Origin of the sequence: Catenuloplanes indicus (genome assembly GCF_030813715.1) — a bacterium.
GTDB lineage: Bacteria > Actinomycetota > Actinomycetes > Mycobacteriales > Micromonosporaceae > Catenuloplanes > Catenuloplanes indicus.
This window is the reverse complement of the sequence record NZ_JAUSUZ010000001.1, coordinates 594,544-605,938: the sequence shown is the minus strand read 5'-3', so window position 1 is coordinate 605,938 and position 11,395 is coordinate 594,544. Positions and strand designations below refer to the sequence as shown.

Annotated in this window: 11 protein-coding genes; 10 read left to right on the top strand and 1 reads right to left on the bottom strand. The window is 70.9% G+C overall.

The features are described from left to right. Window positions 1-165 precede the first annotated feature (165 nt). On the top strand, window positions 166-1,221 hold the full coding sequence (locus J2S42_RS03040; protein ID WP_307234971.1) for an LCP family protein: 1,056 nt from the start codon (window positions 166-168) through the stop codon (window positions 1,219-1,221). Window positions 1,222-1,335: 114 nt separating this feature from the next. Here the strand turns inward: J2S42_RS03040 and J2S42_RS03035 are convergent, their stop codons facing one another. Beyond that, window positions 1,336-1,584 (bottom strand): hypothetical protein, encoded by a 249-nt coding sequence (locus J2S42_RS03035; RefSeq protein WP_307234969.1) that lies wholly within the window; start codon window positions 1,582-1,584, stop codon window positions 1,336-1,338. Window positions 1,585-2,085: 501 nt separating this feature from the next. Between J2S42_RS03035 and J2S42_RS03030 the strand changes: the two genes are divergently transcribed. Genes J2S42_RS03030 through J2S42_RS02990 form a run of 9 tightly spaced genes read left to right on the top strand, consistent with a single transcriptional unit; the run spans window position 2,086 to window position 11,395 of the window. Beyond that, complete coding sequence (locus J2S42_RS03030) at window positions 2,086-3,045, top strand: glycosyltransferase family 2 protein (RefSeq protein WP_307234967.1); 960 nt, start codon at window positions 2,086-2,088, stop codon at window positions 3,043-3,045. Further along, window positions 3,042-4,106: a glycosyltransferase 87 family protein gene (locus tag J2S42_RS03025; RefSeq protein WP_307234965.1), complete on the top strand. Its 1,065-nt coding sequence runs from the start codon at window positions 3,042-3,044 to the stop codon at window positions 4,104-4,106. Before J2S42_RS03030 ends, J2S42_RS03025 begins: the two co-directional genes overlap by 4 nt. Then, window positions 4,099-5,082, top strand: coding sequence for a glycosyltransferase family 2 protein (locus J2S42_RS03020; protein ID WP_307234963.1), 984 nt, complete (start codon window positions 4,099-4,101; stop codon window positions 5,080-5,082). Before J2S42_RS03025 ends, J2S42_RS03020 begins: the two co-directional genes overlap by 8 nt. After that, entirely contained in the window at window positions 5,082-6,065 is a 984-nt protein-coding gene (locus J2S42_RS03015; RefSeq protein ID WP_307234961.1) for a glycosyltransferase family 2 protein, read from the top strand. The genes J2S42_RS03020 and J2S42_RS03015 overlap by 1 nt, the downstream gene beginning before the upstream one ends. Continuing rightward, the gene (locus J2S42_RS03010) at window positions 6,062-6,982 is read left to right on the top strand and encodes a lysylphosphatidylglycerol synthase domain-containing protein (RefSeq protein WP_307234959.1); all 921 of its coding nucleotides are present in this window, start codon (window positions 6,062-6,064) and stop codon (window positions 6,980-6,982) included. Before J2S42_RS03015 ends, J2S42_RS03010 begins: the two co-directional genes overlap by 4 nt. Window positions 6,983-6,985: 3 nt before the next feature. Beyond that, entirely contained in the window at window positions 6,986-8,407 is a 1,422-nt protein-coding gene (locus J2S42_RS03005; protein ID WP_370879140.1) for an aspartate aminotransferase family protein, read from the top strand. Continuing rightward, the gene (locus J2S42_RS03000) at window positions 8,401-9,408 is read left to right on the top strand and encodes an NAD-dependent epimerase/dehydratase family protein (protein WP_307234957.1); all 1,008 of its coding nucleotides are present in this window, start codon (window positions 8,401-8,403) and stop codon (window positions 9,406-9,408) included. Before J2S42_RS03005 ends, J2S42_RS03000 begins: the two co-directional genes overlap by 7 nt. Beyond that, the gene (locus J2S42_RS02995; protein ID WP_307234955.1) at window positions 9,408-10,325 is read left to right on the top strand and encodes a UbiA prenyltransferase family protein; all 918 of its coding nucleotides are present in this window, start codon (window positions 9,408-9,410) and stop codon (window positions 10,323-10,325) included. Before J2S42_RS03000 ends, J2S42_RS02995 begins: the two co-directional genes overlap by 1 nt. Continuing rightward, a complete protein-coding gene (locus J2S42_RS02990; protein WP_307234953.1) occupies window positions 10,325-11,395 on the top strand; it encodes an endonuclease/exonuclease/phosphatase family protein in 1,071 nt (356 codons plus the stop codon). The genes J2S42_RS02995 and J2S42_RS02990 overlap by 1 nt, the downstream gene beginning before the upstream one ends.

Here is an 11,395-nt window from a genome sequence, read left to right as displayed (position 1 = left end):
GCCCGCCAGTGCTCCAGGAGCGTGCTGCCGGCCCGCGTCACGGGTGGTGCGGTGGCGTCGCCGGTGACCCGCGCCGAGCCCGTGGTGGCGCGGGCGGCGATCCGGCGGTGGTGCGTCGCCGGTGGGCAGCTGCGGGCTGTCGCGGCCGGTCAGTACCATCGCGGCATGTCACATCCATCGCAACTCGCCGAGCCGGACGACGCGCAGGTCGCCGAGGCGGTGCCCGGCCGGCCGCCACGCCGCCGCGCCCGCCGGATCGTCCTCATCGTCCTTTTGGTGCTGGTCCTGCTGGGCGTGGGAGTCATCGGTGCCGGTGGCCTCTACCTGCGCTCGGTCGAGGGCGACATCGAGCGGGTGGAGGCATTCGACCAGGTGCCCGAGGCCGACCGGCCGGTCAAGGCGATCGCGGATGCGACGAACATCCTGATTCTCGGCAGCGACAGTCGGGATCCGGACAATCCGTCCGGCTCGCGCAGCGACACCATCATCCTGGCGCACCTGGCCCAGGGCCGGTCCAGTGCCCAGCTGATATCCATCCCGCGCGACACGTGGGTGAGCGTGCCGAAGACCAAGGATGGCCAAGGCGGTCAGGACGCCAAGATCAACGCGGCGTACGCGTGGGGCGGCATCCCGCTGATGGTGCAGACGGTGGAGAAGTTCACCCAGGTGCGCATCGACCACGTCGCGCTCGTCGACTTCGCCGGTTTCAAGGACATCGTCGACGCGCTGGGCGGCGTGGAGATCGACGTGGCGGAGGGCTTCACGTCGACGCACTCGCTCAACCCGGACGGGCGGCGCACGTTCGTCAAGGGCCGGCAGACGATGGACGGCGCCGCGGCCCTGGACTACGCGCGCGAGCGCTACGCGTTCGCCGACGGGGACTTCACCCGGATCAAGCACCAGCAACAGGTCATCAAGGCCATTCTGGACAAGGCGGTGTCCGGAGGCATGCTCACCAGCCCGGGGCAGTTGAACTCGTTCCTGCGGGCCACGGCCGACGCGGTCACGGTCGACGAGACGTTGTCGATCGCTGACATGGCCGTCGACATGCGTCATCTCCGATCGGAGAATCTGACGTTCATCACCAGCCCGACGACGGGAACCGGCCAGATCGGCGCCGAAAGCGTCGTGCTCGCCGACACCGAGAAGGCGAAGTCGTTCTACGACGCCGTACGCCGCGACGCCGTGCCCGAGATCCTGTCGATCGGGAAAGCGAAGTAGCACCCGCTGGGGGCCGGTCCCGGCACGTGCGGGCCGGCCGCGGTTTGACAGGGCGAAGTCCGCTGGTGCCCGGTACCGCGGAGCCGAGCGGGAACTCGACCGGCCCTCCGTAGATCACACCGACTGGTCGCCGGGCACCGCAGCAAGCGCCGGCGGCCCCGTCTGGATCTCGCGCGGGAAGTTCATCTCCAGGAGTTCGCCGTCCTCCGATTCGGCATCGTGTCGCCGGCGCCGACGACGAGTGTGCCGGCCGGTTTCACCGCTCGGCACGTCTGCCGAGCCGGCCGACATCGCGGCGGTGGCCGCGTTCCTCGCCGGCCCGAGGCCCGTCGGTGCGACCGTCGCGGCCGACGGCGATTTCACGAAGACCTTCCTCGGGCCTGGCCGCGGCCGTCCGGGCCACTGGTGCTCGGATGTCCGTCGGACCGGATCGGTTCCACGGCGGATCCGGCTGGCGGGCGGGTGCCCACGAAGCCGGCCGGGGCCGGCCTGAACCCTGGGAGAGCCGCTTCTGCCGGTTCCCGGTACGGGTGTGTTGCGTGACCATCGGGTGCACGGCGTCGTCCATCACCGTGATCACGCGCTTCGGGTCACCGTTGACCCCGGACCACCGGGCTCGAGCCGAACGGATCGTATCGGTCAGTCCTACGTGGATCGAAGCTCCGACTCCGGACCCTAGCGCGCCGGTGGAGATCGAGTCTAGACCCGTTCTGACGAGCAAAGATCGACATCTATGAGGGGTTGACGGCCGAACGGGGGACCGACAAACTATCGGCGGCAATCACCCTGGATGGATGTCCAGTCATCACTCGTTCGCCCCGAGATCCCCGTTGCCGCCGGCCAATCCGCGAAGGAGCCGACCCCGTGCAGCCACTCGTGTCTGTCGTCGTGCCATGTTTCAACCGGTCACTCACAGTGGCCATATGCGTGCGCTCAGTGCTTGACCAGGGTTACGGGCCCGTCGAGATCCTCGTGGTGGATGACGCGAGCACGGACGGATCGGCGGAGGTCGCGGCCGGGGCCGGGGCGACGGTGCTCCGGCTACCGGTCAACGGTGGTCCGGGCGGGGCCCGCAACGCCGGCGCGGCGCGGGCCACCGGCGACATCCTGTTCTTCCTGGACGCGGATGTGGCCTTGGCACCGGACAGCATCGCGGCGGCCGTCAAGGAGCTGCAGGCAGACCCCGCGCTCGGTGCGATCTGCGGCGTACTGGGACCACGGTCGCTGACCCCGCACAGCCTCGTCGCCGAGTACCGGGCGTTGCAGATGTATCACTGGTGGCTCGCACAGGAGGGCCAGATCAACGATCTGCACACCGCGATCTGCGCCATGCCCGCCCGGGTCTTCCGTGAACTGGGCCCGTTCACCGACTCCCGGCACACCGAGGCACCGGAGTACGCGCGCCGGATCACTCAGCGGTACGAGCTGCGCAGCACCCCGGCGATCACCGGCGTTCACGACCACGACCGGACGTTGCGGGTGCTGCTGCCGAAGGTGTTCCTGCGCACCCGGGAGACCGCTCTGGAACTGAGGCGGGGCCAGGTCCCGTCCGGCTCGGCCGACCGGGTCATGGCCAGCGTTCTGCTGCTCGCCGCGGCATCGACCGCGATCCCGTTGCTGCTGGTCACCGGCCCGGCCGGACTTGCGGTGACGGCGGGGCTGATCGCGGTGGCGGTGGTGTGCGACGGTCGTACGTACCGCCGGGTGTTCGCCGATCGCGGTGTCCGGTTCGGGCTCGGCTTCACGGGTCTGCATCTGCTCTACCTGCTCACCGCCGCCGCGGGCGCGGCGGCCGGCACGCTCGCGCGGCTGGCCCGCCGATGACCGTCCTCGCGGCACGCACGGCTCCCCGGGGCGCGGTCGTGGTGGCCGCCACGGTCGCCGGCGTCGTGGTCGCGCAGGCGGTCGCGGCGCGGGCCGGGGTCGGCTGGGTGCCCGGTGGTGACCTGGCGGTGTACCGGGCGGCCGGTGAGGCGGTGCTCGCCGGGCTTTCGCCGTACGAGGTGGATCTCCACGGGTACCGGTTCGTCTACACGCCGTTCGCCGCCGTCCTGCTGACGCCGCTGGCCCTGCTCGTGCCCGGGGCCGCCTACTGGGCCTGGACCACCGCAGCCGCGGCCGGGCTGGCCCGGTACACGACCGCCGGCGCGTTGCTCCTCTCACCGGTCGCCGCGACACTGCTGCTCGGTAACGTGAACCTGCTGCTGATGGCGATGGTCCTCGCCGATCTGCTGCTGGTCCGCGGCCGGGCACGCGGTGTGCTGACCGGGCTCGCCGCGGGCATCAAACTCACCCCGCTGATCTTCATCGTCTACCTGTTCCTGATCGGCCGGATCCGGGCCGGGCTGACCGCGGCCGCGGCGTTCGCCGGCACGGTCGCGGCCGGGTTCCTGGCGTTGCCGGGCCCGTCCACCAGGTATTGGTCCGGAATGTTCCTGGACGGCTCCCGCACCCGGCCGCCGGGCGAGGACGCGTTCGGCACGTCGGTCCGGGGTGCGGTCGGTCACCTCGTGCCGGGCGCGCCGACGCTCGTCTGGATCGTACTGAGCCTGATCGTGGGCGTGTCCGGCCTGACGGTCGCGGTCATCGCGCATCGCCGGGGCCGCGTGCTGCACGCGATCGTGCTGTGTGCGGTGACCGGCCTGCTCGTGTCGCCGGTCACCTGGTATTCGCACTGGGTGTGGTGCCTGCCGATCCTGGCCGTCGTCCGCAGCCGGGTGCTGTGGGTCGTCTTCGCGCTGCCGCTGCCCTGGTGGATCGTCTACGTGCTGGGCCTCGCGCCGGTGCCGGAGCACGCGTGGTGGATGCCCGTCGAGCTGCTCTACACGCTGACGGGGCTGGCATTGCTCGGCACCGCGGCGAACTGGGGAGCCGGGGATGAGTGAGCCGGTGGCGGTGATCGTGCCGAATTTCAACAAGGCCAAGACGTTGCGGGCGTGCCTGACCGCGATCGCCGGGCAGTCGTACCGTCCGGTCGAGGTCGTGGTGGTCGACGATTGCAGCACGGACGGTTCGGCCGACATCGCGCGTGAGTTCGATTGCCGGCTCGTGGAGATGCCGGTCAACGGCGGTCCGGCGGCGGCGCGTAATGAGGGGGTGCGGTGCACTACCGCGCCGTTGTTGTTCTTCGTCGATTCGGATACGGCTCCGGCGCCGGATGCGATCGCGAACGCGGTGCGGTTGCTGGGCGATGACGTCGGCATGGTGCAGGGCATCTATGAGCCGTATCCGTTGTTCGACGACGGGCCGGTGGAGGCGTACCGGGTCGCGTTCGAGCATTTCTGGCGCCGGCGTGCGGTCGGGCGCCCGCGGGCCGCCACGCTGCTGGCGGCGAGCCTGATCCGCCGCTCGGTCTTCGAGGAGGCCGGCGGGCTGGACGAACGGCTGCGGACCGGGGAGGACACCGAGTTCGGTACGCGGATGCCGTCGCGCTGGCGGCTGGTCGTCACGGACGCGGTGCTGACCCGGCACGACGACGTGGACCGTTTCCTGCCGTTCGTCCGCGAGCAGTTCGGCTTCGCCGTCGACACACCGCTGGTCATGCTGCGTGCCCGCCGCAATCCGGGCCCCACCTTGCGGGTCGGTGCGATGTCCCGGACCGGGTTGCTGCTTGCCGGGCTGAGCCTGCTGGTGCTGCCGGTGACGGTCGCCGTCCCGGCGCTGCTGCCGGCGTGGCTGGGCCTGCTGGCTGCCTCGACCGCGGCGAGCCACCGGTTCATCCGGTTCACCTACCGGCTCCGGGGCGCGCGGTTCGCGCTCTACACGACGGCGATGCACACGCTGCTGTACGCGCTGCTGGTGGTCGCCACCGGCGTCGGCGTGCTGCGGGCCGCGCACGCCCTGGCCCGGGGTGAGGCGTGATGGTTGAGCCGGTGGCGGTGATCGTGCCGAATTTCAACAAGGCCAAGACGTTGCGGGCTTGCCTGACCGCGATCGCCGGGCAGTCGTACCGTCCGGTCGAGGTCGTGGTGGTCGACGATTGCAGCACGGACGGTTCGGCCGACATCGCGCGTGAGTTCGATTGCCGGCTCGTGGAGATGCCGGTCAACGGCGGTCCGGCGGCGGCGCGTAATGAGGGGGTGCGGTGCACTACCGCGCCGTTGTTGTTCTTCGTCGATTCGGATACGGCTCCGGCGCCGGATGCGATCGCGAACGCGGTGCGGTTGCTGGGCGATGACGTCGGCATGGTGCAGGGCATCTATGAGCCGTATCCGTTGTTCGACGACGGGCCGGTGGAGGCGTACCGGGTCGCGTTCGAGCATTTCTGGCGCCGGCGGGCGGTCGGGCGGGAGACCGGGGCACTGCTGGCCGCGAGCCTGATCCGCCGCTCGGTCTTCGAGGAGGCCGGCGGGCTGGACGAACGGCTGCGCGACGGCGAGGACGACGAGTTCGGGACGCGGCTGCCGGCCAGGTACCGGCTGATCGCCACGGACCGGGTACTGACCCGCCACGACGACGAGGAGCGGCTGGGGCCGCTGCTGGCCGAGCAGTTCACCCGTGCCCGGACGAAGCCCGCGCTGATGGCCCGCACGCTGCTGCGGCAGCGGGACGGGGCACGCGGGGCACGGGTGGCGATGATGTCTCCGGCCCGGTTCGCGCACCTCGACCGGTCCGCGCAGGTCACGCTTGCGGCCGCGCTGCTGGTCCCGGTCCTGCCGCCGGCGCTGCCCCTGCTGTGCGGGGTGATCCTGCTGGCCAATCACGAGTTCCTGCGCTTCGCGTACCGGCTGCGTGGTGTGGGGTTCATGCTCACCGCATCCGGGATCCATCTGCTGGCGCAGGGGGCGCTGGTGTGCGGGCTGATCGCGGGGCTGCCCGGCGCGGTACGGGTGCTGGCCCGATGAGAACGTTCTGGTGGGTCGCCGGCGGGGTGTTCTCCGCAGTGGTGGTGATCGCGCTGGCGCGGGCGCTGGCCGGCCAGGACTGGTCGGTCGTCGGGGAACTGGCGGCACGCGACAGCGTGGGCCTGCTGACGGCATCGCTCGGGGCGGCCGTCGCCGGACCGGTGTGGGGAATGCTGTCGTGGCGGGTGATCCTGCTTGCGCTCGGCCCGCCGGTCGGCTGGATTCAGGTCCTGCGCGTGTTCTTCGTCGGCTTCCTCGCGAAGTACGTGCCCGGCAAGGTGCCCGGCATGCTCGCCGCTGTCAAGGTCGCGACCGCGAACGGTGTGACGGCGCCTCGGATGATCATCTCCGGTGCGGTCGGTGCTCTGGTGACGCACCTGACCGGGCTGACGCTGGGCCTGCTGGCAGCGGTTCAGACGCTCGGCGACCGCGGGTGGTGGCTGGTGCCGGCCGCGATACCGGTGGCGGTGGCGCTCGTTCGCCCGCAGTGGCCGATCGCGGCCGCGTTCCGCGTGCTGCGGCGGCCGGTGCCGGACGTGCCGGACCAGGTGGTACGGGTGTCGATCGGCTGGCAGATCGCGTCCTGGCTGGTCAGCGGTGTACACGTCTGGCTGCTCGCGGTGGCGATGGGCGCCGATCCGGTCGCGGCGCTGCCGTTGTGCGTGGGCGGGTTCGCGCTCGCGACCGTGCTCGGGGTGCTGGCGTTCGTGGTGCCGGACGGGATCGGGGTGCGGGAGGTGGCGCTGACCGGCGCGCTCGCTCTGGTGCTGCCGCTACCGGCAGCGGTGACGGTGGCGGTGGCCAGCCGATTGGTGACGACGCTCGGCGAGGTCGTGCTCGGCGGGCTGGTGATGACGGTTGTGGAAGTCGTCCGATGGAGACGGTCCGCGGTTGCCGCGGACCCGGCGAGGAGATGAGCGATGCCCAGGTTGATCGGGATCGAAGAGGCCGAGCAACTGTCCACGAAGGAGGTTCACGAGCTCTACCGGGCCTACGTGAGCAAGTCGCAGGTGTCGCTGATGACCACGTTCGGGTTCGGCCGTGACCTGGTCGAGCACGCCGAGGGAGCGTGGGTGTACATGCGCGACGGCAGCCGGGTGCTGGACATGTCCGGCGGGGTCGGCGTGCTCAACCACGGGCACAACCATCCGCGGATCATGGCCGCCCGAGCCCGGTTCGCCGCGGAGCGGCGTCTCGAGGTGCACAAGGCGTTCTTCTCGCCGTACTTGGCCGCCCTGTCGCACAACGTCGCCGAGCTGCTGCCCGGCGATCTGCGGATCTCGTACTTCCCGAACTCGGGCGCGGAGGCGAACGAGGGTGCGATCAAGATGGCCTACAAGTATCACGGCGGGAAGCGGCACACGATCCTGCGCGCCGACATCAGCTTCCACGGCAAGACGCTCGGTGCGGGCAGCCTCACCGGGTCGGCCGAGAACCACTTCCGGTTCCCCGGGCTGCCGCACGCTGCCGTGTACCACTACGGCGACGTCGCCTCGATCCGGGAACGCATCGAGGCGACCCGGCGGCCGGACGGCGGCTGCGACGTCTACGCGCTGATGTTGGAGCCGTACAGCGCGTCCAGCCTGCGCTGCTGGACCGCGGAGCAGCTCTACGAGATCCGCCGGATGTGCACCGACGAGGACATCGTGCTCATCTTCGACGAGGTGTACACCGGCTGGGGCAAGACCGGCAGCCTGTTCTACTTCATGCGCCACGACGGGCTGCTGCCGGACATCCTCACCTACTCCAAGTCGCTCGGCGGCGGCAAGGCGTCCATCTCCGGCTACACCGCGCGGGAGCGGCTGTTCCGGCGTGCCTACGACCGGCTCGCCGACGTGATCCTGCACAGCACCACCTACTACGGCTTCGGCGAGGAGACCGCGACCGCGATCGAGGCGGTCAACGTGGTGGTCGAGGACGACTTTCCCGGCCGGGCCCGGCGGATCGAGGAGATCCTCGGCAGCGGCCTGGAACGTATCCGCAAACAACACCCGGACGTCGTCGACCGGGTGGCCGGCGTCGGCTCGCTCTACGGTGTCTTCCTCAACCGCGGCCCGAAGCTGCTCGACCTGGCCGGGAAGCTGATGCCCGGCTTCACCAACGACCCCCGGTTCGGCACCAAGCTGATCACACTGTCGGTCATCGCCCATCTCTACCGCGAGCACCGGATCATGACCTACTACAGCCCGAACGCCGAGAACCCGCTGATGGTCGCGCCGACGCTGATGGCGGAGCCGGCCGACCTGGAACGGTTCCTGACCGCGCTGGACGCCACGCTGGAGGTCGGTCTGGCCCGGCTGCTGACCGCGTTCGTACGCGAGAAGGCCGGTGCGGCATGGTGACCGTGGTGACCGGTGCGACCGGCATGCTCGGCGGGTTCGTGATGCGCCGGCTCGCCGCCGAGGGACTCGCGGTCCGCGGTGTCGACCTGCGCGCCGCACCGGGCGTGACCGTGGCCGACGTGCGCGACCGGACCGCGATGACCGACGCACTCCGGGGCGCCGGCGCGGTGGTCCACTGCGCGTCCGCGCTCCCCAGCTACCCGGCCGAACAGATCAGATCAACGATCATCGAGGGTACGCGGAGCGTGCTCAGCGCCGCGATCGGCGCACGGGTCCGGAGGGTCGTGCACATCTCCACCACCGCGGTCTACGGCCTGCCGGACGTCGTGCCGACCACCGAGGAGTTCCCGCGCAGCCCGATCGACACCTACGGCGAGGCCAAGGCCGCGGCCGAACAGATCGCCGAGAAGGCCCGCGCCGAAGGGCTGTGCGTACCGATCCTGCGCCCGAAGACGTTTCTCGGGCCCGGCCGGATGGGGCTGTTCGCGATGCTGTTCGAGTGGGCCGAGGAAGGCCGGCACTTCCCGGTCCTCGGCCGCGGCGACGTGCGGATCCAGATGTGCCACGTCGAGGATCTCACCGCGGCGGTGCTGACCGTGCTGCGCGCCGACCCGGAGGTCGCGGACGACACCTACAACATCGCGGCGACCGAGTTCGGCACGCTCCGCGAGGACTTCCAGGCCGTGCTCGACGCGGCCGGGCACGGCAGGCGGGTCGTCCCGATCCCGGCCCGGCCCGCGCTGCTGGCCCTGCGCGGCCTGGGCCGGCTGGGCCTGTCCCCGGTCTACGACCGGCTGCTGCACAAGCTGCTCGCCGATTCCTACGTCAGCACCGACCGGGCGGCTCGCCGGCTGGGGTTCACGCCCACCTACTCCAACGTGGACGCGCTGCTGCGCACGTTCGACTGGTGGCGCACCCGCGCGGACACCGGCAGGGCCGGGCGAACCAGCCGGGACGCCTGGTCGCAGGGCGCGCTGCGCATGGCGAAGGCGTTCTTCTGATGAGCCGCCCCACCGTGCTCGCGGCCGCCCCGCCCGCCGTCCTGCTGCCCGGTCTGCTGCGCCTGGCGAGACCGGGTCAGTGGCCGAAGAACATCCTGGTCATCTCCGTTCCGCTGCTGGACCCGCTGGCCTGGAACCTGCCCTCGCTGGCCGGGCTGGTCTGTGCCGTCGCCGCGTTCACGCTCAGCTCGGTGCTGGTGTATGTGCTCAATGACCTCGCCGACCGCCACCGGGACGCGGCCAACCCGGCACGGCGGCACCGGCCGATCGCGTCCGGCGCCGTCTCCCCGGCGGCCGCGGCCGGGTTCGCGCTGCTGGTGTCGGTGCTGCTGGTGGTGACGCTGCTGTGGTTCACTCCGGCGACCGGGTGGCCGGTCGCCGCGTACCTGCTGCTGAACGTCGCCTACTCGCTCGGCCTCAAACACGTACCGCTGCTGGATGTCTTCCTGATCTCCGGCGGGTTCATCCTCCGGCTGCTGCAGGGGCACCTCGCGGCCGGTACGGACGTCGCCGGGTGGCTGTTCACCTCCGTGCTCACCCTGTGCCTGCTGCTCGCGCTCGGCAAACGGCGGCAGGAACTGCTCAGCACCGGGCACGCCCACCGGCCGGCGCTGCGCGGATACACGGTCGGGCTGACCGAGCAGCTGATGCTGCTGTCGGCCACGCTCACCGCGGCCTCGTACCTGCTCTACCTGCATCAGGAGGCCCCGCACACCGGCTCCGGGACGCTGGGCCTGATTCTGCTCGCCCCGCCGGCGCTGTTCGCGCTGTTTCGGTACCTGCAACTGGTCCTGGTGCAGAACAAGGGCGGCAACCCGGTGCACACGCTGGTCCGGGACCCGGTGCTGGTCGCGAACACGGCGCTGTGGGCGGCCCTGTCCGGGCTGCTGGTCGTGGTCGCGCAGGGGACGTTGTGATGCTGACCGTCACGCTACGGCGCCGGGCAGCTGTCGCCGTGCCCGTCCTGTCCGCGGTGTGGCTGGTGTTCACGGCCGCCCACCGGCTGCTGTCCGGCCGGGTCTACTGGTGGAATTTGCCCGACCTGCTGCCACCGCTCGCGTTTCTCGGCGTGCCACTGCTATTGGCCGTCCTCGGGCTTGCCGCACGCCGGTGGTTCGGGGTGGCGCTCGCGGTCGGCGCGCTGGCGCTCGGCTGGTCGTGCAACGGCGTCTACGCCTCGGCGCTGTGGCACCGGCCCGGCCCGGTACCGGCGGACGCGATCCGGGTCTACTCGTGGAACACGTTCTACTGGGAACAGTCCCCGGGAGCGCCGCCGGACGCCGACGCATTCTACGCCCACCTGCACGCGCAGCGAGCCGACGTGTACCTGTTGCAGGAGTTCCTGTACCTGGAACCGGACTGGAGCCCGCTGCCGGTACCGGACAACGGCCGGCTGCGCACGGAGTTCCCCGGCTGGCACGTGGCGATCTCGGGCGAGCTGGTCACCGTGTCGCGATACCCGATCACGACGCATCGGGAGGTGGACCTACGACCGTTCCTGGAGCGGCCCTGGCCGGACCTGCCACCGGCGGACACCCTGATGCCGGCCTACTACACCGTCAAGACGCTGCGGACGGATCTGCAGGTCGGCGGGCGGGCGCTGTCGGTCTACAACGCACACCTGCCGGTGCCGGTGGTGACGCTGCCGCTGCGGGACCCGGACACCGCCCGGGACGCGCTCGCCCGCTACGACGTGCGGCAGGCCAGCTTCCGGGCGCTCGCGGTGGACGTCGCGGGCAACGATCAGCCGATCCTGCTGGCCGGGGACCTGAACACCTCACCGGCGATGGGCGATCGACGGCGGTTGCCGCCGGGCCTCGACGACGCGAACGACGGCCTCTACCCGTACTCCTGGCAGCGGTTCGGTCTCCCGTTGTGGCGACTTGACTGGGCATTCGGCAAAGGCATCGAAGTGCATCGGTGCGAGCTGGTCTCGCCGCAGGGCGGGTCGGACCACCGGGGACAGCTGATCACTCTTACTCTCTGA